Genomic DNA, 25,968 nt, shown 5'->3' with positions numbered 1-25,968 from the left:
ATACACATTTTACCATATCGTATATAAAAATACGTATGGAAAGGAGAGGCGCTAGGTTAAAAATATAATGAAAGAGGGTTCTCCTCATATTTTCTTAGATTTTTATAACCTTCTAAACAATACATTATTCTCTAAATGAATATGATCAAATGTTAGGCTTTCTAATTCTTCCAATTTTAAATAGGTTAATCGGTAGGTATTGCATGCATTCACAGGAATGGAATAATCTTCTGTAGCTTGACGGATTTTTTTCAGTATATCTCCTGCCCCTTCATGCTCCTCTTCTAATATACTAATTTCTGCTCTTGCTTCTTCAAGAATATCAAGTGATTTATTTAAATCATATTTCATTATCTTTGGAAAAATTCGTTGTTCTTCTCCAAGCAAATGCTGCTCTAATTCATCTTTTAATAAGAAAAATTGGGTATATACTTCTTTCAAATGGGTGTCTCTTTCTCCATGCACACGGTATACTTTACTCACAAATGCAGATAACTCTTCTAGTAAATCCCTTGTTTGTGCATGATAATGGCTAATGATATGGTTTACTAAATCTGTTAACGGTATATTCATCCAATCCACTTCTTCTGTTGCTTGCATTTGCTCGTACATAATATTGAGCACTTTTATTAAATCCTTCTCTTCAAGCTGTAAGGACTTAATAATTTCGCCAATTGGACGGTTCCCTCCACAGCAAAAGTCAATTTTATATTCTTTAAATAGCTTACTCGCAGCTGGAAACTTAATAATAATATCACCTGTTTTTGTATCCTCTGTAAAAATGGTATTCATTTTGACACTCTCCTTTTTTAGAATAGCTTCAGTATAGGAGAAAAAAGCAAAGCAAAATAGGATTGAAATCACATATCAATCCTTGTTATAATTTATTCAGATATTCACATTATTAATTGTGAAAAAATACACAAACTCTACTGAGGTGTTTATATGCAACCATATGCGAATGAGCCTTGTCCTAAACGTGTGCCAATTTTCCATTCTTTATCCGAACTAGAAATTCAAAAAATAACTGACGTTGTCCATCATAAAGTCTTTAAAAAAGGCGAAAGAATTATAGAGGAAGGGGAAAAATCAACTTCCCTCTATATTATTCATAGTGGAAAAATAAAATTATCTAAATTAACTGTTCAGGGGAAAGAACAAATTGTCCATTTATTAACAGTTGGTGATTTCTTTGGAGAACAAAATCTCTTTCATGACAATACGGTTATGAACTTAAGCGGCTATGCAGTAGAAGATACAAAGATATGCCTTTTAAAGAAACAAGATTTTGATCAAATTATGGCAAATAATCCTGACATCTCTTTCAAATTCCTAAAAACAATCACAAAGCGCTTAGCCCATACAGAGGACTTAGCGAGAACATTAGCGACAAAAGACCCTGAAGTTAGAATTGCTAATATGCTTCTAGAGTTTTGTGAAATTTTTGGGACAGAGAAACAAAATGCTATTCTGATTAATCTTCCCATTACTAGAGAAGAGATTTCTAGTTACGTAGGTTTAACAAGAGAAACAATTAGTCGAAAACTTGCAAAGTTTGCGGATAAAGGAATTCTTACGTTGATCGGAAATAAACAAATCCTTATTAAAAATAAAGGAAAGCTGCAAACGACGGGTGATCCCCTCCTCGATTTTTAACCAATCATTTTTCGTGGATCACTCTTTTTCCTGTTATTTATATGTACCATTTTGCGGAGTCTAAAATAGAAAAAAACGCTTAGATAATCTATCTAAACGTTTCTCCATTAAATCTTAAGCTGTATGTCTTCCGCGCAATGTCCAAATTTGATAAGCCATCATGAAAGATTTTAAAATAGTCAAGTATGTTAATGTTATCCAACCACCCATCAAATATGGATTAATTGCTTGTTGAACAGCCTCACTTGTAAGAAAATCACGATAAGAAAAACATATATAGCCGATAATTAAAATAGTTATTGTTCCAAGCAAGATTCCTTGGGCTAATTTGCTTCGCGTTTTTCCTGACTCGGCAGCATATTGATTTGCCCATCCGTCTTTCTTATTAGCAGATAGCTTTTGCAGCCACACCTGACTAAAAGTCATTAAATTTACCCATAAATAAACTTCGGGAGCAATCAATAGTGCCGCAAAAATGACATCTATTGTCCGATGCATCGGTGTTTTGATAGCAAGAATCGTATTAAGAATAGATGCCAGTACTATTGGTGTTAACCATATCCAGGACCAATAAAATTGATCTGTCGCTAATGCAACACTTAATAAAATGACAAAGAGGACACGTATTACTAAATCCGAAAATGACTTTAGTTGGTTTCGCCAAATTTTCCCCTTGTGTCGCGTCTGAATACTTAAATCTTTATTTGTAAGCAATTCAACCGTTCCGGAATTCCACTTATTTCGTTGTTCCCTAAAAGTATGGTACGAGCGCATTGCATCTACAAAGCAGCGGCCCTTTGGACTAATAAGCGTCTTCCATCCCGATTTTTGCAATTGCCAAGTAAGTAGCATATCTTCTACATCACTATCATTCTGCCATGGGCCATCTAATTTATTATGGTTTACTACTTCTTGCAATGCTTCTGGTCGAAATAAGGTTGCTTGACCTCCAAGTACATATGTGCTGCCACCATGATACTGAAGATCTAATAGCCAGCTTGCCATATCTTGTTTTTGCTGATGTGTCCACCATCTACTAATGGGACCACCGTACTCACCGCTAGCTATCTTTTCTTCATAATAGACATCATGTTTGCTTAATAAGCTCTTCTTTTTCGGCATACGCATTGTATATTTAGCCATAACTCCACCAATGTTGCGGCCACTCATCAACCCTTCCCATAGATATTTTAAACAGTTAGGGGCTAAACGACTATCTGCATCCATCCCAAGAATCGCTTTAATACTTTGTTTATATAATTCTTGCGATTCGGTTAATTGAATATTATAGAAATCCATAATATCCCCATACAATAATTTCCATCCGCTATTTAAAGCGCCAACCTTCCGAAGTTTATTTCCTTCCGTAATAATCACTTTTAGATTTAAGCCGAATTCTTCGCCTGCCTTTATTGCCTTTTCTTCCGTGCGATCTGTACAGTTATCTGCGATGACATAAACATCTAACTCTACGCCTTTTGGTAGCAATTGATCATTAATTCCGGCTAAACAATCTCTAATGGATTTTTCTTCGTTGTGAGCAGGAATTAGTGCTACAATTCTAGGTTTCATATAGGATTTTTTTATACCAGGCATGCTAAAAAACGATATACTACCTTTTTCCTCTTCTACTACTAATGACAATGAATCCACCAACTTTCATTTTTCTTCATAATGCTATGTTAGACTTCATCAGGTTGTCTTACTAAAAAACAAATCGTTCTTTAAAAAGAACAAGTGAACAAAAAATAAAATAATAACTTTTGGATTCATCTCCACCATTCGTTCTTATTTAAGAACATTTTATCATTATAATTGCCTAAAAGTCAATCAAATCCTTTTACTTTTTCTTTTTTCGTTCCTTTTATAGAACAACATCATTTCTGGATGACAGGAAAAACACTTCAAAATAATGAACACCTGTAGCTATTATTGGAACTCTTTCATTTTTGCTGTCCCCTTTATGTCAAAATAAAAGGCTAGCCATTGTTTTGACCAGCCTCCAACCATCATTCGACTATTTCGCTACCGTTCTATTTACTCTTACTATTGTTTTCCTAAACTTAAGACAGTTTCTAATAAAACATTTACACCCTTCTCACAATCCTCCCATGGCGTTAGTTCTTCCTCACAGTGACTTTTCCCCTTTATACTTGGTACAAAAATCATCGCTGTAGGTACCACACTTGCCATAAATTGAGCATCATGTCCCGCGCCACTTGCCATTGTCTTATAGGAGTAGCCTAAAGTTTTTACGGACTCTTCTATTTGTTCCAAAATCCTTTCATCAAACCAGACGGTATTTCTATCCCATAGTTTTATGGCCGTCAAGCTACAATCTTCTAGTTCAACAGAAGTATCTAAATCTTGCAAAACACTTTCCACTTGTTTCATAATAAGTGGATCCTTATGCCGCGCCTCTACTGTAAAAATCACCTTATTGGGAATAACAGTATGAATATTAGGATATGTATTCATTCTGCCTATCGTAAAAACTAATTCACTATCTAATTTTCCAAGCTGCTTTCTTATTTCCGCTATTATATCATTAGCAGCAAAAAGCGCATCTTTTCTCATTGACATTGGCGTCGTTCCAGCATGATTCGATTCGCCACTTACTGTTATTTCATAACACACCATTCCAACAACACATTCAACAACGCCAATTGTTAGATTCTCTGCTTCAAGAACTGGTCCTTGCTCAATATGCATTTCTAGTAATGCTGTGGCCTTTGTTAATCGGTTTTTCTTATCCCCATCATAGCCGATTGCTTTTAATGCCTGTTCAAAAGTAATGCCATTTTCATCTTTTTTTCTCATCATTATTTCTTTTTCAAATTTTCCTGTTATAACACCTGAAGCCATCATGGAAGGTTCGAACCTTGCTCCTTCTTCATTTGTGAAATTAACAAGCATTAACGGAATCCTTGGTTTAATGCTGCTGTCTACAATCGTTCTAATGACCTCAAGTCCTGCTGCAACACCAAATACTCCATCAAATCGGCCCCCTTTTTTCACAGAATCCAAATGAGATCCCATTACAATTGGTGGATGCTCTGTTTCCCCCTCCAAAAGGGCATACATATTTCCCATATCATCAATACTTACGATCATCCCCAGTTCTTCACAGCAGCTGCGAAAATAATTTCTAGCCTCCTCATCTTCTTTTGACAAGGCAAGTCTCGTAACGCCATTATTTTCTGTCCTACCAAAGTCTGCAAATTTTTCTAATGAAGCTTTTAAGCGATCACCATTTATTAATACTTTTTGGCCCTCCATCCTTGATTCACTCCCTTTTTTAACTTTTTGAAGCGTGATGCATTTTTAATTGCTCTAGTAAAAGCACAGAAAAGTATTTTCTTCCGTTAGCCGTATGGATTCGTAGTGTTTGCTGTTCTACTAGTCGATTAGTTCTATCCTGTTTTTCTAGTTGAACCATCGCACCATTTAAATCTTCTAATATACTTTTTATTCGATAGCCGTCCGAAATTAAATAATCTATTTGGTCACGCTCATGTAAGAATTTCTGATAATCGGACATCTAACTCCTCCTTTTTAAAAAGTCTTTCTTCACGGGATTCAACATGATTATTTATTCAAGATAAATCTACTTCAAGCAGGGGAGCTTCCCATTCACTTACTGTCGCTGTTTAAATATTTCCAATTACATTCTAGTAACTAAACTCTTTCCACCATTGCATCCTCTATTTCTGTAGCTTCCTCTTCTGCTCCATCAATATACCAGTCATGACTTACCGTGATACCTAAATATTTTTCATCACAAGGATCCTCTATTTCTGCTTGTGGATATTTTTTAAACCACCAATATTTTGCCAATACATAATAAAGCCCTGATCCTACAACAAAACCAACGATGGAAGAATAAGAAGAAAGAAGATTTGCCAGCACTCCACCAACAATCCAAGCGATGAATCCAGCAAGATTTATTCCTTTCATATATCGAAATTGTCCATCTGGTTCATATAAATCGATGACATTTACCCTTCTTTTTCTTAAAAGATAGTAATCTGCAAACAAGATTCCTACAATGGATGTTAAAATTCCGCCGATAACAAGCAGGGCACTATTTAATACTTCAAATAAACTCCATGGCTGTGCAATGACACCAATAATTCCTGCAATCACCACGCCTACCCAAAAAGGCATCTTTGGTCCACCTACATTTGAAAAAATAGTGGCTGCTGGTATAACGTTAGCAGATGTATTTGTAGACCACTGTGCAAGAACAATCATTAATAATAAGATTCCTAATGCGAAACCACTTGCAGCTTCTTGCAAAGCAACGACAGGATCTGCGTTAGAAACAGCCATATAGGATACTGCACCAATGATAATCATAAATGTATTCACAATCGGCATTACAACAATGCTTCCTAGTAGCTGTGTTTTATTTCTTTTAAACCAATTTCTTTCTTCTTTTGGTGCTTTAAAAAAACGAGAGAGAGAAGGCATATCGGCAGCTAATGTTGCCCAAAATCCCATATTGCTCATGACAATGACCATAAATGCTGTAAAAGCAGCTCCCCCTGTTACAGGGCTTTCCACCCAAGTCCACACATCCTTTCCATCTGCAATGGCTTTATCAGATAAAGAGACATACATCCAGCATGAGATGAGGATAATAATAGGTGCCGCCAAATCAGCAAATCGTTCAATTGATTTAATCCCTAATGAAGTATTTAATAATTGCAATGCAGCAAAGAGAAAAAAGCATACTAGCCAATTGTCAAAGCCAAATAATAAATTTAATATGGCATTAATGGCAGTCGATCCAAAATACGTGTTAATTCCAAACCAGCAAGCGGCAGTAACCCCCCTTACAATAGAAGGAATATGTGTCCCAATCGTTCCAAATGGAGCCCTCATATAAACAGGAAACGATAGGCCATGCTCCACCCCTATATCGCCAATAATCGTCATAAGAATTCCTATAGCTACTGAACCGATGATTGTTGCTAAGATAACCATACCTAAAGGAAGGTTTATAATCCCTCCCCCGCCAATGGCAAATGCCGCCAGTACAATTGCCATCCCTACCCAAATAACCGCAAAACCAAATGGTCCAATACTTCGTTTTTCGTGACTAATCGGCAATAAATCAGGAGATTTTAAATAATTACTTTTTTGGGACATATAAAACACCTTCCTTTTATTTATTCAGAATATTAAGAATTCAAAAATCATACATTACTACTTCATTGTTAGTGATTTGCTTTTTGCAGATAATGCTTCTCCATACTTTGCACGTTTTAAATACTGACCTTTACCTGCTGTTCCTACAAATACTTTATTTTTAATCACATATTCCCCTCTTGAAAATACCGTAACTGGCTCTCCTATAATCTCCATGCCTTCAAACGGATTATAATCAACAGCCATATGATGTGTTTCAGCGGAAATTATTCTTTCTGTCTCTGGATCAAAAAGAACGATATCAGCATCTGCACCAATAGCAATCGTTCCTTTTTTCGGATATAGACCAAATAACTTGGCAGCACGAGTGGAAGTTATCTCTACAAATTGATTTAAGGTAATTCTTCCTTTTTTTACACCTTCAGAAAATAAAATACTCATTCTATCTTCAATAATTGGTCCACCATTCGGTATCTTTGAAAAATCGCCTCTCCCTAAATCTTTCTGTCCTTTAAAATCAAATGAACATTGATCTGATCCTAATGTTTGCAGTTGACCAGTTTTCAATGCATTCCATAATACATCTTGATTCCAAGCTTCTCTTAAAGGCGGAGACCATACATACTTCGCTCCTTCAAAATTAGGCTTTTCCAAATAGGATTGATCTAATACCAAATATTGAGGACATGTTTCTCCCCAAATATCTACTCCTTTTTTCCTAGCCTCCTCTAATTGTTTCACTGCTTCTGCACAGGAAACATGGACAACATAAAGTTGTGAATTGGCTAGCTGTGTTAATGTTGCAGCTCTACCTGTTGCTTCTCCTTCTGCTTCTGGTGGTCTTGTTAATGCATGATAAATGGGGTCAGTATTTCCTTCTTCCAATGCCTTTTTTACCAAATAATCAATTACATCCCCATTTTCTGCATGAACCATAACTAGTGCGCCTAATTCCTTTGCTGCTATTAACGTCTTAAATAATGTCTCGTCGTCCGCTTGAAATTGATTTTTATATGCCATAAATACTTTTAAGGAAGTGATGCCTTCCTCTGTGATCATTTCCTGTAGTTCCTCTAGCACCAGATCTGTTACTTCTACTATTTGCAAATGAAATCCATAATCAATCACTGCCTTATCTTTAGCTTTGGCATGCCAAGTTTCGATTGCGCTTTTTAAGCTTTTTCCTTTCGTCGTTAAACAAAAATCAATAATAGAAGTCGTCCCTCCAAACGCAGCAGCCATTGTTCCTGTTTCAAAATCATCTTTCGTCATTGTCCCCCCAAACGGCATATCTAAATGCGTATGCGGATCAATGCCTCCTGGAAAAACATACATTCCTTTTGCATCAATGATTTCAGCCTGAAGATCTATTATGTTCTCGGCAATTTGGGTAATTACTCCATTTTCCATTGCAATATCTGCATTATACGTATCAGTTGCTGTTACAATACAACCATTTTTAATAATTTTTTTCATGGTCATTCCTCCATTTACTTTTTAGGTCTGAACATTATCTTTTTCAGCTGAAAAAATTTACTTATTTCCTATTCCTAATGCAGTAGGAAATGCTCCAATTACGGCTTGTCGTTCATTCCATGTCATCGCAGGCATAGAATGAGCAACTTCTATCATTTCAATGGCTCCATCCACTGGACATACAATGGAACAGAGATTGCATCCTACACAATCCTCCTCTCTTACCTTTAAATAGCTTTTTCCATTACTATCCTTTAGCATGTCAATACATTGATGACTTGTATCTTCACAAGCAATATGACATTTATTGCAATTGATGCAAACGTCATTATTGATTTGTGCTACAATTTGGTAATTTAAATCGAGGTCTCCCCAGTCCGAATATTTCGGTACAGATTTCCCTACTAATTCCATAACAGATGAAAGATTTTTATCATCTAAATAATTATTCAACCCATCTATCATATCTTCGACGATTCGAAAACCATGGTGCATAGCAGCTGTACAGATTTGCACATTTGTTGCTCCCATTAGCATAAATTCCACAGCATTTTGCCAATTGGAGATGCCGCCAATTCCTGAAATAGGAACATTAATTAAAGGATTTCTAGCACATTCTCCTACCATATGCAATGCGATTGGCTTGACTGCTGGTCCACAATAGCCACCATGGGCCCCTTTTCCAGCAACATGAGGAATCGTATCCCAAGTATCAATATCTACCCCTGCTAAACTATTAATTGTATTTATCATACTAATGGAATCTGCTCCTCCATTCACTGCTGCTTCTGCAGTTGCAGTTATATCCGTTATATTAGGGGTTAATTTTACAATTACAGGTGTCTGTGCTACTTCCTTCACCCAATATGTCTGCTTTTCAACCAACTCTGGAACTTGCCCAGATGCAGCCCCCATTCCTCTTTCTGCCATTCCGTGTGGACAGCCAAAATTAAGTTCTAATCCATCAACACCTACTGCCTCTACTTTTTTAACAATTTCATGCCATTTTTCCTGCTTTGGTTCCACCATTAAAGAAGCAACTATGGCATGATTGGGAAATCTTTTCTTTGTTTCATATATTTCTTTTAAATTTACATCTAATGGTCTGTCGGTAATTAATTCAATATTATTAAAACCCGCAACCCTTTGCCCATTAAAGCTTACAGCTGCAAACCTTGAGGATACATTTAAAATCGGATCTCCTAGTGTCTTCCACACAGCACCTCCCCAACCCGCTTCAAAGGCGCGTTGCACTTGATAACCAGAATTTGTTGGCGGAGCAGAAGCTAGCCAAAACGGGTTTGGTGATTTAATACCTGCTAAATCAACACGTAAGTCTGCCATGCTATTCCTCCTTTGTTATGCGGTTTCCATCTTTTTCGAAAGAAAAGATTGATGAATATGATAGGCACTTTCCTTCCCTTGCTGTGCCGCTGATACAACCATAGCCTCACCTTGCCCTTTTCCAAATATAACATCACCACATGCGAATACTTTACTATTACTAGTTTGATAGGTTGCAGAGTGAATGTTGACAATTCCTTGATCATGTTCTAATCCGAATTCCTCGATTAAATCTATATATCTAGATTGCCCAATTGCCTTAATTACAGCATCTACTTCCAATATAAATTCTGAGTTTTCTTGTTCAATAGGTCTTCTTCGACCATCTGCATCTGGTTCTCCAAGCATCATTTTGACACATTCTAAGCCAATAACTTCTCCCTTTTCATTCCCAATAATTTTTTTCGGAGCAGTTAGCCATCTGAATTCAATGCCATCCTGTTTTGCAAATTCGTACTCAAAATCATATGCAGACATTTCGGCTTCTGTACGCCGATATACTATTTTGACATTCTCGGCGCCTAAGCGAATGGAACAAGTTGCAGCATCTATCGCTGTATTTCCAGCGCCAATTACTGCAACCCTTTTTCCAATTAAATCTGTCGATAATGGCTTTGTCTTTGTTTCTTTTACAAACTCAATCGCATCATAAACGCCAGTTAATGTTTCACCTGGAATACCTATATTAGGTACATTAGCCATTCCAATCGCAAGCAATACCGAATCATAGTTTTCAAGAATCTCTTGTACAGAAATATCCTCTCCAACCCTTGTATTCGTCCGGATTTCAACTTCTAAATCTCTTACTTGTTCTACTTCCCAATAAGAAACTTCTTTTGGAAGACGGAAGGAGACAATCCCATATGTATTTAAACCTCCCGCATTACTTTCCGCTTCAAAAATAGTGACATTATACCCGAGTAGCGCCAGTTCTCTTGCTGCTGAAAGTCCTGCTGGACCACCGCCTACAATTGCGATGCTTTTATTTATTGGAGGGACATTTCGCTTAAATAGTACCTGGTTGTTATACCTCGCCCAATCCGTTGCATATCGCTGAAGGTTTCCAATCATAATTGGTTTTGTTGAATTGTTCAGCACACAAGCTCCCTCACACAATTCTTCTGTTGGACAGACTCTAGAACAACTTGCCCCGACAGGATTTGCTGACATAATTGTCTTCGCAGATCCCTTCAAGTTTCCTGAAGCAATTTTTTTAATAAAACTAGGGATATCAATACCAGTTGGACAAGCCGTTATACAAGGCGCATCATAACAATATAGACAACGATTTGCTTCTTCTAATGCCTCCTGATTGGAAAGTGCTTCTTCTACTTCAGAGAAATTAGCCAATAACTGTTCATAAGAAAGCGTAGCATTAGATTTTCTCATAATCGACCTCCTTTAAATTGGTTATTAAATTGCGATTAAGAAAAATTAATAGGCTGTTTATACAACAAACTCTTTAATTAGTATTAAATAAATCACAGCCTATTGGACATGAAAAAAATTCTCTACCGTGTCGGAGTCTTGTATGGAATTAAATCTGTTTAAGTAAGTGTTGTTGTAGAATAAGTAGAATAGTTGTTTTAATGTTAAACGACGAAGAAGAAGTTACGATTGATGATGTTAGTTTTCATAACATTTATAGGATAAGATTTCCCTATTATAAGCTGATTGACATATTTAGTAAATGGATTTTATAGAAAATTAACAATATCCTACTATTTTCTTAAAATTGTTGCTAAACATGTTAGATTTTCTTTCGTAATTAATATTCTTGGTACTTCGATTTTTATCTAAGAAAGAACTTTCTGAGTCGATTGATTATTTTGTAGCACTTTCATTAAGACAGAAATAATAAAGTTTAGGTCATCTTCTGTAGATGATAATGGCGGGCTAAGGGTTAAAATAATTTTCTATCCATCAAATGTTGCCCCACTTTTCCCTATTATAAGTCCTTCTTTTTTACATTCTGCAACAATCTTAGCCATATATTTAGATGATACAGGCACCTTTGTAAATTTATCTTCGACTAGCTCTATACCCAAAACTAGTCCTAATCCTCTTATATCTCCCACATTTGGATGACTATGTAAGCCATTTTTTAGATGTTCTAAAAGATATATCCCACTCTGAGCAGATTTTTCTACTAAATTTTCCTTTTCTAATATTTCGAGATTTTTTAAGGCAACAGCACAAGAAGATGGATTCCCACCAAAGGTATTGATATGGCGAAAATGGACATTTTCTTCTGTTCCTTTAAACTTCTCAAAAATTTCTTTTTTAACAGCTGTTACAGATAAAGGTAAATAAGCACTTGTTAACCCTTTAGCCATCGTTACAATATCTGGTTTGATATTAAAATGTTGGTGACCAAATTTCTTGCCAGTTCTTCCAAAGCCACAAATTACTTCATCCATAATAAGTAAGATTCCATATTTTTTACAAAGCTCCTGTACCTTTTCTAGATAAGAAGGATGCGGAATTAATACTCCTCCTCCCGTTATCAACGGCTCCATAATAACCCCTGCAATTGTCTCCTTTTGCTCCCAAATTATTTTTCTCTCCAATTCTTCCATCAACATAGAATGAAATGCCTCTATTGACATATTGTCGGGTCTCCGATAGGAATCTGGAGGTGAGATGTGAAGAAATCCACTTGCAAGGGGCTCATATTTATATTTTCGAAGTGCCTGTCCCGTTGCCGATAAGGCTCCCATTGAACTTCCATGATAGGCACGGTGTCTTGAAATGAATTTAAATCGACCATGCTCTCCATTTTGCTGATGATACTGACGAATTAATTTAAAGGCGACCTCATTCGCGTCTGAACCGCTATTTGAATAGAAAATCATATATTCTCCTTCTAGCCATTCATTAATTTTCTCTGCAAGCTTTATAGCCGGAATATGGCTTTGGGTTAAGGGCATATAGCATAATTCTTTCATTTGTTCATATGCTGCTTTTGCCAATTCCTCTCTTCCATATCCGATATTGACACACCAGAGTCCAGACATTCCATCTAGGTAGCGATTCCCATCATAATCGATAATCCATGATCCCTCCCCCTTAACAGCAATCATTGCTGGGTTTTCTTCAACATATGGAGAGATATGATGCCAAACATTACTTTGATCCCGTTCAATTAATGAATCTGTCTTTGTTTTTTCCATGGAACCACTCCTTAAAAACAGGTTAAGCATTCGTACTTTTTTAATTGCCATAAAAGAAAGGACAATTAATTGACGATGCTTGTTAACTAAGATACTATATAATTTACAGATTATTCTCACTATTTTCATTTTACATGGTGTCAAATGTTTTAATATTTTATTTTACATATAGGAGGGTGCTCAAAATGGTTCTTGGCAAATTAACGGTTGAAGAAGCATTAAAACGACATACGTTTCAGCACGCGAAAGTATTGACAGGTGTAAATGGATTAAATAGAGTAATTAATTGGTGTCATATATTAGAAGTGAAGGATATCGATTTATTTATCAATGGAGGAGAATTAATTTTAACTACTGGCATCGGATTATTAGATTCTGATAATCAAAGAAACTATGTAGAAACATTGATAAAAAAGCAAACAGCTGGATTATGTATTGAATTAGGCTCTTTTATGCATGAAATTCCTAGGAACCTTTTATCTTTAGCAGAACAACAAAATTATCCAATCATAATTTTTGAGAAAACGGTGAGATTCATTGATATAACCCAAGATATTCATTCCCTGTTGATTAATCGACATCATCAAAATATGTTGGATCTTGACCGCTTATCTCAGAATTTTAATAAGCTTTCGTTGCAACCTAACGGAATACTAAAAATCCTTCAGGAGCTATCTCTATATTTCCAAAGTCCATGCTTTTTCATTACAAGTAATGAAAAATACTACTACCCTACTAATCAAGGGGAAACGGAAGCTGCCATTAGAAAATTAATAAATAACCATTCAAATGAACCAAAAACATTATCAACATTTTGTTTAAATAACAAATCATTTAGCGTGAATGCAGTGCAAGTATTCGAACAAGTTTGGGGCTATCTATTAATAGAAACTAGCAAATTCCCTTCCTCTGAGCTTACTGCTCTTATGTTAGATCGAGCATCAATTGCACTTTCTCATATTCTCCTTCGCAATCGAACGATAGAAGAACGAAAGCAAAGCGACGAGGCAGAGCTGATTCATTCACTCCTTAACATGGAAAACTTGGAAAGTAACCAGCTAAAGAACATCTTACCAATGTATTGTTTTTCCCATTCTTTCCGACTTATTTGCTGGCCACTACTTGAAGATGAACAAGTTAATTCCAGTAAAGGGGAAGAATTTAAACTCTATCTCTTAACATTATTACGCCCTTTTTTCAACAAATTAGGATTTCATCCCATCATCTCCTTCCGACACCAAGAATTAATAGTAATGATATATATGAATCTCTCCAAAGAAAAAAAAGTAAATTGGCAACAAATCACTGATAAAATATCAAAACTTACTGAGACTTATTTTCCTGCACAAACATTTTTTGGTATCAGTTCCATTCATCAAGAACCAATTAAAGCAAGAACTGCCTATGAAGAAGCAAAGCAAATCATCCTCTTAAAACAGAAAAAATTAATTGATTCCCATACTTATGAGCAAATAGGAATCTACCATTTAGTTCTTCCATTATTAAAAACGAATATTATTAAAGCGTATATCGACGTTCATCTAGGAAAAGTGATCGATTATGATCGAGTGAATAATAGCGAACTCCTTAAAACGCTTACTATCTATTTAGACTGTAACGGCAATAAAAAAGAAGCTTCTGAGCGCTTATTTATCGTACGACAGACCCTTTATCACCGCATAGAGAAGCTTGAAGGAATTCTCGGCCCCGACTTTATGCATTCGTCTAATCGATTAGCAATTGAAGTTGCCATAAAGGCCTTTTCCTTAGAAGAAGACGAGATGTACGTTAAAGATCAACTAATTGCTGATGCAAAATAATTCGACTTCTACTATGCTTCGATTTTGTTATTTCATATTTTGGGTGGGGACCTATTTTGCGTGGGGAAGAGGCAAGTTAGGTTGTTACTTTTATGGTAAGGCGAATATTATTTAGGTAGCCGTCCTGATTGGAGAGAAGAATGGTACATTCCGCTGTTTGTCTCCTATTCAATGGGGAATTCTGGCTTTTATGTTTAAGGCAACGCCGGTTTCCCCTTATTTTTTATGAATTTCGGCTTTCGTTTTTGGGATAAACGCCACTTTTCTGCTGTTGCCTCTGCTTTTTGGTTTTCATCTTCCGGATGAACACCACTTTTTCTCTGTTGCCTGCACTTTTTGGTTTTCATCTTCCCTATGAACACCACTTTCCCTCAAGCATCTGCTTCTTTTGGTTTTCATTATTATTTATTCATCAACAGAATAGGGAGGTGAACATTTTTAAATTCACCTCCCTTTCTATTATTATTAATTACACTGAAAAGAACGAATGCGGTTAGTATCTGTGCCGTAATAAGACCAATGATTCATTCGCCAACGATATCCTGCAATGGAATGTCGTCCAACAAAAGTTGGATAGAACCAAAATCCTCGACCATTCTCTAGCCAAACATAAGTAAAACGGAACAGACAAGGTCTCATTGAACCAGAATCGACTGCAAAAGTACTTACAGACGACTGATTTAATTGTGGTGTAAAGGATGGTGGCGGTGTTGTTGGTGGTCCGTGATCTGCTCCACCCCCAATATTTGGAGCATCCGGATGAGCAGGATGTCCTCCTGGACCTGCTGGTGGCATTTCACCTCCAGGAAATGGCGGCAAAACGCCTCCTCCGATTGGAGGTATATGTGGAACAGTCCCTCCACCAATCGGCGGGAAGATTATTCTATTTTGTTGTGGAGATACTTGTTGAACATAGTAAGGATAATAAGGCTGAAAATACATCATTTTTCCCCTTTCTTTTTTGATGTATTAATCTATGCAATTCACCCAGTCAAGGTGCAAGGTTATAGTAACCTCCACCCTTAAGAGAAAACGACTAAGCTATTGCTTTACCTCATAATTTGCTTTCCATTTTTTACGAAAAACAAGACCCGAAATCCATAATATACCAATTAATCCAACCACCGTTCCAATGCTCAAATATACCCATGGACCTTCTATAAAATGCATTGCTCGATGATGATCCTTTACTAGCCAATAGCAAGAGCCACTTAAAATAAGACCTACAGGAATAATAACTGGACGGTAATCTTTTAATCCCAATAGCTTTTGAACAGCTATGGATGAGCAGAGAAATGCCATAATAATTTGAGTTAAAATCGATAACGCAAAAAATGCAATCATAATCATTTCATAACGATGGATAAAAAGACCAATTTCCGCACTCCTTGCCATTTGCATACAGGAAACAATATACTGGGCTGCGACGTCTGCTGTAAGCACTCCTGTTTCGAGAATTGGCCACATAACGATGATTATTCCACCATAAAAAATACCTGCTGTGGAAGATTTTATCCATGTCTCTTTGTCCCTTACTAAAGGAAGAATCATACAAATCATCATGGCAGCCATCGCATAATCTGTATTATGATGACGGCTCGCCCAAACCGTTTCTTTAAATCCTGATTGAAAAACTGGCTGAAGCTCTCTTATATCAAAATTACTAAGAGATCCAAGCATTAGCAAGATGTTCAAAGCAATTATAGAGAATACTCCAATCAATGCCATTCTTGCAACCACTTCAATTCCAAAATGAATAGCATAAATACCGATTAAGAAGGCAGCTAAAACAAATAATAAGGTGGGAGCCTCTGGCAAGAAATAATCTTTTAAATGATAAACAAATGTTGCCATAATACTCCCATATGCGCCCACAAAAAATACAAACACAGAAATAGCGACAAGTTTCCCGGGAAATTTCCCTAAAATGCGGTGAAATTGATCAATTAAATCTCCTTCAGGTATACGTTTCATTACTATAACGATTAGAGCAATTAGAAGAACTCCCTGAAAAGTGGAGAAGAAAGTTGATATCCAAATATCTCCTTTCACTTCACGTGCCATTATTCCTTGTGTCATGCCAATGGATTTTGCATAAAGCATATTGATAATTAATGCCATTAGCATACCATTGGATATCTGCACCTTCATTATTCTCCCTCCCTTTCTTTCCCAGATATTGTAGGCTGGAATAATAATGAACCACTTTCTACATTTGCTTGAATGCTAAGAGTTATCTCTGCATTTGCAAATGTATCTGCCCAATCCTTTTTCATCTTCTTCCACTCATATGGGTATTTATTTTGAAATACTTTTCCTAATTCTAATACATCGGATTGATATTCCTTTTGGATTTTCTCAATAGACTTATTGATGTCATCATTTAATTTAGCTTCTACAGACTTTTCTAATTGTTTTACAGCTTCTTTATCACTAATAGAGAATGGACAGCCTGCTTCTACTACAGTGACAGTAGCATCTAGCTTAGCATTGAAACTAACTTTATCATTTTTATAAGTTGGTTCCACATCAAACTTTTGCTTATTTAACTCGACACTAATCTCATTCTTTGGTTCTTTAGGACAATCAATAACTACTACTTCTGAATCAATCTTGTCTCTAAAAAGAATAATTCCTTGCAATTCATCTGCTTGTAATATCCCTACCAATTTATCGTTTTTAAAAACACCTGCTCCAGATAACTCAACTTGGTTCACTTTTGCGCCTTCCTCTGGTTTAAGACTATCAATTTTTCTTTCTTCAAGGGTTAGCCTTGCAAGTATGGGCTCTGTAGACTCACTTAAATATGCTGCTAGCAAGTCTTTTATTTCCGTATGGGGTGCAAGGGTTGAAATATTGGCATATCGAAATAATTTACTTAATGCTTCTCCAGGAACTACTTCTAAACTTGTTATTGTAGATGTAATTTCACTTGCTTTATCTGGGGTAAGGGCAACCAATGTTTTCATTCGAAGTTCTGGGTTTCTTGTAAAAAAATCAATAATATCTCCGATGCCTTCTTTTGCTACTTCTTCATTTATTACTATAATAAAATTATGTGCCCAAAATACTCTTCGCGACGAAATGCCAGTCAAATTTCGAATCGCTTCAAAAATAGTCTCTCCCTCTGCTTCAACATTCCATGATGTTTCTCCTGATTGACCTATAGGAGCACCAGTCTGTCCCCTGGCGTCTCCCGGTCTAGAAACTTGTGCCGTAACCTTTACCATTCCATCCTTTGACCCCTTATCAATCCCAACTGCCATTACTAGGGCAAGATCATTGATTTCTCTTTTGCCAGCACAACCAGTCAATAATAATGAACTAAAAATAATGAAAATAAAAAACTTAGCTAGCTTCATTCCTTTCTTTTCTCTCCTTTATTATCCCCGGTTTTCTTTTTCCATCTTCTTAAGCCTGTTATATCGCTATTATCTCTGCTTTCCATATTTGATTTAGTCTCTTGTTTTTGATTTTCTTCCCCTCCTGATTCTGATTGATTGTCCTTATTCTTCTCTATTGGATCCTTCACTTTATTTGGTGGTTTTGGCTTCTGATGGCTACCTAATTTTATCGTGTCACCATCTGCAAGCTGAGGTCTTTTTTTCATCCCCCACCAAGGAAAGCGAATAAGTGTATCCTTCTGATCATTTGGTTGAAAAGGAGTTGCTGGGGCTAAATAAGATTCCCCAAAAGAACGAATACTCAGCGCATGAATTGCCAATAAAGTAAACATAACCGAAAAGCCAAGTAATCCTAGCGTTCCTGATGCAATTAATAAAGGAAAGCGAATTAACCGTATGGAGTAAGAGGCAGAATAATTTGGTATTGCAAAAGACGATATCCCAGTGACCGCTACTACAATAACCATAAAAGGGGAAACAATCCCTGCCTGAACAGCTGCCTGTCCAATAACAAGAGAGCCCACAATACTAACAGCCTGCCCAACCGGCTTTGGCATCCGGAGCCCCGCTTCCCTCATTAATTCGAAGGTAATCTCCATTAATAGCGCCTCTAAAAGGACGGGAAATGGTACTATTTCTCTCCCAGATGCAATGGTTAATGCTAATGGAGTAGGAATCATCTCCTGATGGAAACTGACTAGCATGACATAAATTGAAGTAAGCGTGAGACTAATAATAAAGGCAATATAGCGAATGATTCGAAAAAAACTCCCTGCCATAAATCCCATATAATAGTCATCACTCGCCTGCAAGAACTGCCAAAAATATGTAGGAACTACTAAAACAAACGGTGTATTATCGACAAAAATAGCTACTCGTCCCTCTAACAAAGCTGAAGCCACTTTATCTGGTCTTTCTGTACTCATTATGGTAGTAAACGGGGAAAAAGGAGAATCAGCGATCATTTCTTCTATATATCCACTTTCCAGAATTCCATCAATCTGAATTCGATTTAATCGCTTCTTTACCTCATCTACTAATCCTTTTTTTACTACTCCGTTAATGTATGCAATATTTACATCTGTTCTTGTCCGTAAACCAATACTCATTGTTTCTAACCTTAGCTCTGGATCACGGATTCTTCTTCTAACTAGCGCAGTATTAGTACGTATACTTTCGGTGAAGCCATCTCTTGATCCGCGGACAACCTGCTCTGTTTGCGGCTCATCCACACTTCTTGTGTCCCATCCTTTTGTTTGGATATGAAAAGCCTTTTGGCACCCATCTACAAAAAGAATACTATCACCAGAAAGGATTGCTATAAGGGCCTTTTCCACTTCTTCAATCAAGGAAAAAGAAGTATTCATTAAAACATGTTGTTCAATCAAAGTTTGAAGATCGGAAATTAATAATTGATTTCTTTTAATAAATTCATTTCCTTCAAACATCATCGCATCTATTACTTTTTCCACATGCTCTACACTAGCGAGACCGTCAATATAAAAAAGAACGGAGGAAACTTGTCTATTCCCTAGAAAGAAAATATTCCTTTTAACAAGGTCGATACTATCTCCTAATTCCCTTCTAATTATCGCTATATTTTTTTCTAATTCCGCTGTGAACCTTTTGTCTTTGCTTGTTGTCTCCATTTCGTCCACCCTTACTATTTACTATTATTCTTCCTAACCAAGTGAAGGAATTTCTATTCGTTAAACAAGAAAATGTATAAAAGGTTTTTTTTTCGTATAAACAAGTGACAAGAAACATATTTAAAGGCGGAGATATTTTGAATTTTTACCATACATGGCTATATAAAAATGTTATAAATACAGAATGGCTTTTGTGGATGATTGTTATTTTTGTTCTAACATTTAATATTTTGTCCCCCATCATTATATGGTGCTTAATGAATGGAAAATCCATCCTAAAATGGGGAAAAGGAAAGAAAAAAAAGAAAAATTCGAAAGAGGAGAAGAAGTTCTAATTCTTTTATTCTATTTGAGATAATTTCCAAAAGAAGAGTGTTCTCCTATATCATTTACCTCTAATCACTTTTTTATTAATTATTTTTACTGTTGACTAAGATTTGTAGGTCTTTGGATACTGGTATAATGGACTACTTTGTACTAGTCTAAGTATATAATTTAACTAATCGACGAAAGGGCAAAATCATTGAAAAATGATGACGCAAAGCTATAGGGGCTTCAGAGTATAAAGGTAGACGGAATTATTTCCAATCATTTCATATTCTTGCCAGCCAGCTACCGAATATACCTTCGACGATTCAGATGAAGGGGACTAGAAAATTGAGACAGGAAAATAACGATGAATTAATAATAAAACGAGCAAGAATTGTGAAGGAACAAATTGATTCTATTGAAACTGGCCATATAGGAAGAGGCTTATTTTTCGGCATGCTCATAAGCACTCCATTATGGATTTCTTTTTTTGGATGGCTTCGTATTTTCCTTTTTTTATTGGAGAAGTAAAACCTAACCAACATGAAAATATTTTACTTATACGGAATAAGGGCATATAATCATGATAAGAATAGGCATGGAAACCATTAGGAAAGGAGCTTTCATAATGGAAGATTCAAAAGAAAAATTAGAACAAGAAATATCGGTAGCAGGAAAGCATTATTCCGAGGAAAAATTCTGGAAGAAACTTGCAAGGTTTGGTAAAAAAGCAGGTTCCTCTGTTGTTTATGCGGTTTTACTTTTATATTACACCTTACAAAAACCAAATGTACCTAAAAAAGTAAAAGCAACTATTATTGGAGCTTTAGGCTATTTTATCTTACCAATTGATTTAATACCTGATTTTCTAGTTGGGATAGGCTATACCGATGATTTAGGTGCTTTAGGGATTGCATTACTCCAAGTAGCCATGTATATTGATGATGATATTAAATCTAAAGCAAGAACAAAGCTTGCAGAGTGGTTTGGTAACAAAGTGGATACCACGGATATAGATAAAAAATTGCATTAACGAAAAAAAGATCTCTAATGTCCTAAAAATAAAGCAGGTGAAAAAATATCAACTATTTTCTTCGCTTGCTTTTTTATTCCCAAAAATCAAAGTAACCGAAAGCAAACAACCTAAGTATTTCTAGGATAATTATTGAAGTCAAGGCTAAACTATCTTTATCTTAAAAATAGGATGGTGTTATCTTTGTCTTATATATGGCAGTCAATCATACTTATACTTTCCGGAATATTGCTACTCCGTTTGGCTGGTAGAAAATCCATTTCTCAAATGACACTAGCTCAAACGGTTATTATGATTTCTTTAGGAACCATTATTGTTCAACCGATTGTCGAAAAAAGTACTTTTAAAGCTATTATTAGTGCGGGTATTTTTGTTGTCACTATACTCCTTTTAGAGTTCTTACAGCTTAGATCAAATCGATTTGAAAAGTTTATAACAGGTAAATCAAAAGTAGTGATTAATAACGGACAAATAAATAGTAAAGTGCTAAAAAAGTTAAGATTGACAGTAGATCAATTAGAAATGCGTTTAAGAAACAATGGTATCAGTAAAATAGAGGACATAAAACATGCGACAATCGAGCCTAATGGTCAATTAGGGTTTGAATATATGGAGAACGCCAAGCCTCTAACAGTTGGAGAATTTCAAAAAATAATGCATACGTATTTTTCGAATCCACAAAATCCTAATCCTACTCGGACCATGAGTAATGGAAACAATATCTTCAGCGAAATAAATGAGCAGGATCAGCATAATCCTAAGTGGCTTCAATAAATAAAAGGGACTCCAAAAGTCTGTAACATGACTTTCGGACAGTCCCTTTTTTGTTATTATAAAAACAACCCAACAATTGTCGCTGTTAAAGTAGAAGCAAGTGTTGCTGTTAATAACATTTTCAAACCGAATTTTGCAACGATATCTGCTTTTTTCGCATTAATCGCTTGTATCGATCCAGCAATAATCCCAATACTAGAGAAGTTTGCAAAAGATACAAGGAATGTAGAGACAATTCCTACTGTTTTCTCTGATAACTCCCCAATCATTGGCTGGAATTGCAGCATTGCTACAAATTCATTTGCAGCTAATTTCGTACCCATTACAGATCCAGCAGTTACAATTTCACTGACAGGTATCCCCATTATCCAAGCAACCGGCGCAAATACATATCCTAATAATCCAGTAAATCCGATTCCGAAAATACTTGTAAAGAAACCATCAATTAAAGCTAGTAAACCTACATAAGCAACTAGCATAGCGGCAACAATTAAAGCAACGCGTCCACCATCTAAAGCTCCTGCTGAGATTGCTCCAAATACAGAATTGGTGTTGGAAACATCTTTAATGTTAATTGTCTCATCTTCATCTTTTGAAATAGGAGCAACTAATGTTGCAATTATTAATGCAGATAATGCATTTAAAATCATAGCAGCAAGTACATATTGCGGAGGAATCATTTCCATATATGCTCCCATAATGGATGCAGATACAGATGCCATAGCAGATGTACAAACAATGAATAGCTTATTGGCATTCATAGAATCTAAGTGTGTTTTAATCGCAATAAGTGATTCAGATTGACCAAAGAAGATAGAGTTAATGCTATTAAATGTAACTACCTTTGATAACCCAGTAATTTTCGCCAATGCCCCACCAATATATTTAATCGCTAGCGGCAAAACTTTTATGTGGGTTAATAAAGATAATAAAGTAGAAGTGAAAATGATAAGCATCAGTACATTTATAAAAAATACACTTCCACCTTCTGGAACTAATCCACCTGTAACAAAACTAACACCTTCATTCCCATAGTTAAGAACTTTGGAAACTCCATTGGATGTAGCTTCAACTATTTTTAGTCCTACAGTAGTTTTAAACATTATTAGTGCAACAATAAATTCAAGCACAAATAATACGAGGATAGCTCTGAAATTAATCCTTTTTTTATCATTTGATAGTAAAAAGGCAATTGCTATCGTTACGATGATACCTAATATCCCAACTAAAATCGACATAGAAAATTCCTCCTAAATAAGAAACAAAAACAAGCCTTTCTCCTTAACATAAAACTATCTCAATATAGTTAATATGTTTTCGATAAGCATTGTTAATACATTAAAAACGATATACAGTTTTAGATGTTACCTTATATTTAGGCCATTGTCATCCTTTAATTGAATATCAGGTTAAATTAATAAAATTAAAACCTTTCAAAAAATTATCTAAATATATTTAATTTCTACGATTCAAAATTCTTTTCCAAAAATCACAGAAATAAAAGGAAGCAATTTTAGAAAGTACTCCCTAAAATTGCTTCCTTTTATCCTATTATATATTCTACTTCTTATTCTTTAATGAATATTTTCCTTTTCTTGCTTTGCAGTTTCATATGCATTATTCACACTGTGTAAAAGGACACTATTTTAAAGTACTTTCGCACTTTCCAATCCTTACTATTGTGTTATCTTTGCTTTTTTTGATAAAAAAAGCTGAACTATTTCTTCTTGACTATACTTTTGCAGGAGAAGAGAATCGATCATTTCTCGAACTGCACCATCTCCTCCATTTGATTCAGCTACAAATGCGACTTGATTTTTCACAAAATCAATCGCATTTTTGGGAGCACATGGCCATCCTACCTTTGTTAAAATAGGAATATCGTTGAGATCATCACCCATATAGCATACTTCCTCAAACCCTATTCCTATTTCATCGATTATCTTCTGAAGTGTTATCAACTTATCATGAATTCCTTCAAAAACATAGTCAAATTTTAACTCTTCTGCTCTTTTTCTAACTGCTTCAGACTTCCTGCCCGTTATAATAGCAGTCTTTATCCCTACTTGTTTAGCTAGACTAATCCCCATTCCGTCCTGGGTATGAAAAGCTTTATACTCCGTTCCGTCTGAACCAATATACAGTCTCCCATCTGTTAATACTCCATCCACGTCTAATACAATTAACTTAATCGCCATGTAATTACTTAAATGCCTAACTTCATTAAATCATGGAGATGGAGCATTCCAACTGGTTTATTATAGGGATCCACAATTGGGAGTACGGTTATTTCTTTCTCCTCCATTAATTGCAGGGCTTCAGCAGCTAAAGCACCTCTTTCAATTACAATCGACGGAGCAGAGATTAAATTTTCGACATTTTCATTCATGACATCCATCGAGAGGGCAAAGGCTCTACGGATATCTCCATCTGTAAGAACCCCTATTAATTGATCGTTTTCATTCACAATCGATGCTGCTCCTAAACCTTGATCTGTCATCGCAAATAAGGCATCTTTCACTTTGTCTCCTTCTCGGACAATAGGGTTTTTCCTCGTATGAAAAATAATATCGTCGACCTTTAATAATAATTTCCTACCCAAAGAACCATTTGGATGATAAAGTGCAAAATCCTCTGGTCTAAACTTTCGTGCTTCTAATAACGCAATAGCAATAGCATCGCCTAAGGCAAGGGTTACAGTTGTGCTTGTTGTTGGTGCTAAGCCTAACGGACATGCTTCTTCAAACTCCCCTAGACATAGAGCTACATCAGCCTTCATTGCTAAAGTGGAAAATACATTTTTCGTAATAGCAATTAACTTCGCTCCAATCGTTTCTATGGAAGGAAGTAATCGTAGTACTTCATCACTTTCTCCACTATTTGAAATAGCGAGTACAACATCATCTGAAGTCACCATCCCTAAATCTCCATGCAACCCTTCAGATGGATGCAAATAGCAGGATGGTGTTCCTGTGCTTGAGAAAGTCGCCTGTATCTTTCTACCAATAATACCTGACTTTCCTATACCCGTTACCACTACCTTCCCTTCACAGGATAAAATTAGTTGAATGGCATCTTCTACTGAATTATCCAACATATCTCTTAAATCCAATATTGCTTGTGCTTCTTTTTCTAAAACGTTTGCTAATGTATCTGTGTAATCGAATTTCGGTAAATTAATTTCTTGCATATAAATCACTCCCATTCTTACAGATTTTTCACCAGTGCATCAATCTCCACTATTGGCTTTAACACTTCCTCTAACTCGGCTAATTTCACCATGTTTGGTCCATCAGACATTGCTTCATCAGGATTCGGATGAACCTCCATAAATATGGAAGAAATCCCTACTGCAGCTGCAGCTCTTGATAAATAGGGAACAAATTCTCTTTTTCCACCAGTTGTTGTTCCATTGCCGCCTGGTATTTGAACACTATGTGTGGCATCAAAAACGACTGGTACCCCTAATTCCTGCATCGTTATAAGAGATCGCATATCCACAACTAAATTATTATAGCCAAATGTGGAACCACGTTCCGTTAATAAAATCTGTTCATTTCCGCTCTCTCTTAACTTAGTAACAACATTTTTCATATCCCACGGTGCCAAAAACTGTCCCTTTTTCACATTCACAATCTTTCCTGTTTCTGCGGCAGCAACCAATAAATCAGTTTGTCTGCATAAAAAAGCTGGTATTTGCAATACATCCAATACTTCTGCTGCAACAATCGCTTGGGCTCGCTCATGAATATCTGATGTAACTGGCACATCAAATGTTTCTTTTACCTTAGCTAACATTTCAAGACCTTTCTCCAAACCTGGTCCTCGAAAAGAATGAATGGAAGAGCGATTTGCTTTGTCATAGGATGCCTTGAAGATAAAAGGGATGTTTAGCTTTGTTGTTAATTCCTTTAGGTGTTCAGCCGTTTCCATAACAAGTTTCTCATCCTCCATAACACAGGGACCAGCAATTAGAACAAAGGGTTCCATGCCTCCAAAGACAATAGTATCGTTTAATATAACTTTTTGTGTAATGGTACATACCTCCTCTATAAATGAATTTCCTTAAAATTATTCTGAATGATGTTTTATAAGCAAAATGTGGTAGATGAGATGGATAAGGGAAAGGATATTTTTTGGAATTTTCTAATTATATACCGTGTAGTTTACATAATA

22 protein-coding genes, 1 pseudogene and 1 riboswitch are annotated in these 25,968 nt (G+C 35.9%); of the genes and pseudogenes, 5 read left to right on the top strand and 18 right to left on the bottom strand.

The genetic code is table 11. The annotated features are described in order from the left end of the window. Positions 1–102: 102 nt before the first annotated feature. A complete protein-coding gene (gene ric / locus ACWNMZ_RS07785) occupies positions 103–792 on the bottom strand; it encodes an iron-sulfur cluster repair di-iron protein (protein ID WP_251627641.1) in 690 nt (229 codons plus the stop codon). A 153-nt stretch (positions 793–945) separates the two neighbouring features. On the opposite strand from ric, the gene ACWNMZ_RS07780 reads away from it, so the two are divergent. Further along, on the top strand, positions 946–1,656 hold the full coding sequence (locus ACWNMZ_RS07780; protein WP_031540415.1) for a Crp/Fnr family transcriptional regulator: 711 nt from the start codon (positions 946–948) through the stop codon (positions 1,654–1,656). 114 nt (positions 1,657–1,770) lie between these two features. Here ACWNMZ_RS07780 and ACWNMZ_RS07775 read toward each other — a convergent pair whose 3' ends face one another. The 8 genes and pseudogenes from ACWNMZ_RS07775 to ACWNMZ_RS07740 form a co-directional block, all read right to left on the bottom strand. After that, positions 1,771–3,252 carry a glycosyltransferase family 2 protein gene (locus ACWNMZ_RS07775; protein WP_251627693.1) on the bottom strand — a complete coding sequence of 494 codons (1,482 nt, stop codon included), beginning with the start codon at positions 3,250–3,252 and terminating at the stop codon, positions 1,771–1,773. Between the two features lie 450 nt (positions 3,253–3,702). Continuing rightward, positions 3,703–4,935 (bottom strand): Zn-dependent hydrolase, encoded by a 1,233-nt coding sequence (locus ACWNMZ_RS07770; RefSeq protein WP_031540417.1) that lies wholly within the window; start codon positions 4,933–4,935, stop codon positions 3,703–3,705. 19 nt (positions 4,936–4,954) lie between these two features. Continuing rightward, the gene (locus tag ACWNMZ_RS07765) at positions 4,955–5,197 is read right to left on the bottom strand and encodes a hypothetical protein (RefSeq protein WP_031540418.1); all 243 of its coding nucleotides are present in this window, start codon (positions 5,195–5,197) and stop codon (positions 4,955–4,957) included. 137 nt (positions 5,198–5,334) lie between these two features. Next, positions 5,335–6,810 carry an NCS1 family transporter gene (locus ACWNMZ_RS07760; protein WP_031540419.1) on the bottom strand — a complete coding sequence of 492 codons (1,476 nt, stop codon included), beginning with the start codon at positions 6,808–6,810 and terminating at the stop codon, positions 5,335–5,337. A 57-nt stretch (positions 6,811–6,867) separates the two neighbouring features. Beyond that, positions 6,868–8,286: a dihydropyrimidinase gene (hydA, locus tag ACWNMZ_RS07755; RefSeq protein ID WP_031540420.1), complete on the bottom strand. Its 1,419-nt coding sequence runs from the start codon at positions 8,284–8,286 to the stop codon at positions 6,868–6,870. A 57-nt stretch (positions 8,287–8,343) separates the two neighbouring features. Then, positions 8,344–9,630, bottom strand: a complete 1,287-nt coding sequence (gene preA / locus ACWNMZ_RS07750) for an NAD-dependent dihydropyrimidine dehydrogenase subunit PreA (RefSeq protein ID WP_031540421.1) — start codon at positions 9,628–9,630, stop codon at positions 8,344–8,346. A gap of 15 nt (positions 9,631–9,645) precedes the next feature. Then, the gene (locus tag ACWNMZ_RS07745) at positions 9,646–11,019 is read right to left on the bottom strand and encodes an NAD(P)-dependent oxidoreductase (RefSeq protein ID WP_109767400.1); all 1,374 of its coding nucleotides are present in this window, start codon (positions 11,017–11,019) and stop codon (positions 9,646–9,648) included. A 407-nt stretch (positions 11,020–11,426) separates the two neighbouring features. Then, a pseudogene (locus ACWNMZ_RS07740) lies at positions 11,427–12,803 on the bottom strand (aminotransferase). Between the two features lie 185 nt (positions 12,804–12,988). On the opposite strand from ACWNMZ_RS07740, the gene ACWNMZ_RS07735 reads away from it, so the two are divergent. After that, entirely contained in the window at positions 12,989–14,623 is a 1,635-nt protein-coding gene (locus ACWNMZ_RS07735; protein WP_251627643.1) for a PucR family transcriptional regulator, read from the top strand. Positions 14,624–14,817: 194 nt separating this feature from the next. Here the strand turns inward: ACWNMZ_RS07735 and ACWNMZ_RS07730 are convergent, their stop codons facing one another. The 5 genes from ACWNMZ_RS07730 to ACWNMZ_RS07710 form a co-directional block, all read right to left on the bottom strand. Further along, positions 14,818–14,970 carry a hypothetical protein gene (locus ACWNMZ_RS07730; protein ID WP_155986809.1) on the bottom strand — a complete coding sequence of 51 codons (153 nt, stop codon included), beginning with the start codon at positions 14,968–14,970 and terminating at the stop codon, positions 14,818–14,820. A gap of 118 nt (positions 14,971–15,088) precedes the next feature. Beyond that, positions 15,089–15,565 carry a hypothetical protein gene (locus ACWNMZ_RS07725; protein ID WP_031540426.1) on the bottom strand — a complete coding sequence of 159 codons (477 nt, stop codon included), beginning with the start codon at positions 15,563–15,565 and terminating at the stop codon, positions 15,089–15,091. A 99-nt stretch (positions 15,566–15,664) separates the two neighbouring features. Beyond that, on the bottom strand, positions 15,665–16,774 hold the full coding sequence (locus ACWNMZ_RS07720; RefSeq protein ID WP_031540427.1) for a GerAB/ArcD/ProY family transporter: 1,110 nt from the start codon (positions 16,772–16,774) through the stop codon (positions 15,665–15,667). After that, on the bottom strand, positions 16,774–17,985 hold the full coding sequence (locus ACWNMZ_RS07715; protein ID WP_251627645.1) for a Ger(x)C family spore germination protein: 1,212 nt from the start codon (positions 17,983–17,985) through the stop codon (positions 16,774–16,776). Before ACWNMZ_RS07715 ends, ACWNMZ_RS07720 begins: the two co-directional genes overlap by 1 nt. Next, on the bottom strand, positions 17,982–19,676 hold the full coding sequence (locus ACWNMZ_RS07710; protein WP_031540429.1) for a spore germination protein: 1,695 nt from the start codon (positions 19,674–19,676) through the stop codon (positions 17,982–17,984). The genes ACWNMZ_RS07715 and ACWNMZ_RS07710 overlap by 4 nt, the downstream gene beginning before the upstream one ends. Before the next feature lie 503 nt (positions 19,677–20,179). Beyond that, positions 20,180–20,296, top strand: a riboswitch (cyclic di-GMP riboswitch). Positions 20,297–20,333: 37 nt separating this feature from the next. On the opposite strand from ACWNMZ_RS07710, the gene ACWNMZ_RS07705 reads away from it, so the two are divergent. From ACWNMZ_RS07705 to ACWNMZ_RS07695, 3 genes are all read left to right on the top strand, one after another. Next, positions 20,334–20,516 (top strand): hypothetical protein, encoded by a 183-nt coding sequence (locus ACWNMZ_RS07705; protein WP_235250406.1) that lies wholly within the window; start codon positions 20,334–20,336, stop codon positions 20,514–20,516. A 97-nt stretch (positions 20,517–20,613) separates the two neighbouring features. Beyond that, a complete protein-coding gene (locus ACWNMZ_RS07700; RefSeq protein WP_031540431.1) occupies positions 20,614–21,018 on the top strand; it encodes a YkvA family protein in 405 nt (134 codons plus the stop codon). Positions 21,019–21,201: 183 nt separating this feature from the next. Continuing rightward, positions 21,202–21,792, top strand: a complete 591-nt coding sequence (locus ACWNMZ_RS07695) for a DUF421 domain-containing protein (RefSeq protein ID WP_031540432.1) — start codon at positions 21,202–21,204, stop codon at positions 21,790–21,792. 56 nt (positions 21,793–21,848) lie between these two features. Here ACWNMZ_RS07695 and ACWNMZ_RS07690 read toward each other — a convergent pair whose 3' ends face one another. From ACWNMZ_RS07690 to kdsA, 4 genes are all read right to left on the bottom strand, one after another. After that, entirely contained in the window at positions 21,849–23,030 is a 1,182-nt protein-coding gene (locus ACWNMZ_RS07690) for a NupC/NupG family nucleoside CNT transporter (RefSeq protein WP_031540433.1), read from the bottom strand. A gap of 438 nt (positions 23,031–23,468) precedes the next feature. After that, the gene (locus ACWNMZ_RS07685) at positions 23,469–23,990 is read right to left on the bottom strand and encodes a KdsC family phosphatase (protein WP_031540434.1); all 522 of its coding nucleotides are present in this window, start codon (positions 23,988–23,990) and stop codon (positions 23,469–23,471) included. 8 nt (positions 23,991–23,998) lie between these two features. Beyond that, positions 23,999–24,982 (bottom strand): KpsF/GutQ family sugar-phosphate isomerase, encoded by a 984-nt coding sequence (locus ACWNMZ_RS07680; protein WP_031540435.1) that lies wholly within the window; start codon positions 24,980–24,982, stop codon positions 23,999–24,001. Between the two features lie 17 nt (positions 24,983–24,999). Further along, complete coding sequence (kdsA, locus tag ACWNMZ_RS07675) at positions 25,000–25,827, bottom strand: 3-deoxy-8-phosphooctulonate synthase (RefSeq protein WP_031540436.1); 828 nt, start codon at positions 25,825–25,827, stop codon at positions 25,000–25,002. Positions 25,828–25,968: the final 141 nt, after the last annotated feature.

Source organism: Niallia sp. Marseille-Q9988, assembly GCF_976954375.1.
The sequence above is the reverse complement of the archived record's forward strand: the minus strand, read 5'-3'. Positions and strand labels throughout refer to the sequence as shown.

What these genes read in the sequence shown, in the direction of transcription:
- ACWNMZ_RS07690 (WP_031540433.1), bottom strand. Translation starts at nt 23,030, where the DNA reads ATGTCGATTTTAGTTGGGATATTAGGTATCATCGTAACGATAGCAATT.
- ACWNMZ_RS07725 (WP_031540426.1), bottom strand. Translation starts at nt 15,565, where the DNA reads ATGTATTTTCAGCCTTATTATCCTTACTATGTTCAACAAGTATCTCCA.
- ACWNMZ_RS07735 (WP_251627643.1), top strand. Translation starts at nt 12,989, where the DNA reads ATGGTTCTTGGCAAATTAACGGTTGAAGAAGCATTAAAACGACATACG.
- hydA (WP_031540420.1), bottom strand. Translation starts at nt 8,286, where the DNA reads ATGAAAAAAATTATTAAAAATGGTTGTATTGTAACAGCAACTGATACG.
- ACWNMZ_RS07775 (WP_251627693.1), bottom strand. Translation starts at nt 3,252, where the DNA reads ATGCCTGGTATAAAAAAATCCTATATGAAACCTAGAATTGTAGCACTA.
- ACWNMZ_RS07745 (WP_109767400.1), bottom strand. Translation starts at nt 11,019, where the DNA reads ATGAGAAAATCTAATGCTACGCTTTCTTATGAACAGTTATTGGCTAAT.
- ACWNMZ_RS07765 (WP_031540418.1), bottom strand. Translation starts at nt 5,197, where the DNA reads ATGTCCGATTATCAGAAATTCTTACATGAGCGTGACCAAATAGATTAT.
- ACWNMZ_RS07700 (WP_031540431.1), top strand. Translation starts at nt 20,614, where the DNA reads ATGGAAGATTCAAAAGAAAAATTAGAACAAGAAATATCGGTAGCAGGA.
- ACWNMZ_RS07730 (WP_155986809.1), bottom strand. Translation starts at nt 14,970, where the DNA reads ATGAAAACCAAAAAGTGCAGGCAACAGAGAAAAAGTGGTGTTCATCCG.
- ACWNMZ_RS07760 (WP_031540419.1), bottom strand. Translation starts at nt 6,810, where the DNA reads ATGTCCCAAAAAAGTAATTATTTAAAATCTCCTGATTTATTGCCGATT.
- ACWNMZ_RS07710 (WP_031540429.1), bottom strand. Translation starts at nt 19,676, where the DNA reads ATGGAGACAACAAGCAAAGACAAAAGGTTCACAGCGGAATTAGAAAAA.
- ric (WP_251627641.1), bottom strand. Translation starts at nt 792, where the DNA reads ATGAATACCATTTTTACAGAGGATACAAAAACAGGTGATATTATTATT.
- ACWNMZ_RS07770 (WP_031540417.1), bottom strand. Translation starts at nt 4,935, where the DNA reads ATGGAGGGCCAAAAAGTATTAATAAATGGTGATCGCTTAAAAGCTTCA.
- ACWNMZ_RS07780 (WP_031540415.1), top strand. Translation starts at nt 946, where the DNA reads ATGCAACCATATGCGAATGAGCCTTGTCCTAAACGTGTGCCAATTTTC.
- ACWNMZ_RS07680 (WP_031540435.1), bottom strand. Translation starts at nt 24,982, where the DNA reads ATGCAAGAAATTAATTTACCGAAATTCGATTACACAGATACATTAGCA.
- preA (WP_031540421.1), bottom strand. Translation starts at nt 9,630, where the DNA reads ATGGCAGACTTACGTGTTGATTTAGCAGGTATTAAATCACCAAACCCG.
- ACWNMZ_RS07715 (WP_251627645.1), bottom strand. Translation starts at nt 17,985, where the DNA reads ATGAAGCTAGCTAAGTTTTTTATTTTCATTATTTTTAGTTCATTATTA.
- ACWNMZ_RS07685 (WP_031540434.1), bottom strand. Translation starts at nt 23,990, where the DNA reads ATGGCGATTAAGTTAATTGTATTAGACGTGGATGGAGTATTAACAGAT.
- ACWNMZ_RS07720 (WP_031540427.1), bottom strand. Translation starts at nt 16,774, where the DNA reads ATGAAGGTGCAGATATCCAATGGTATGCTAATGGCATTAATTATCAAT.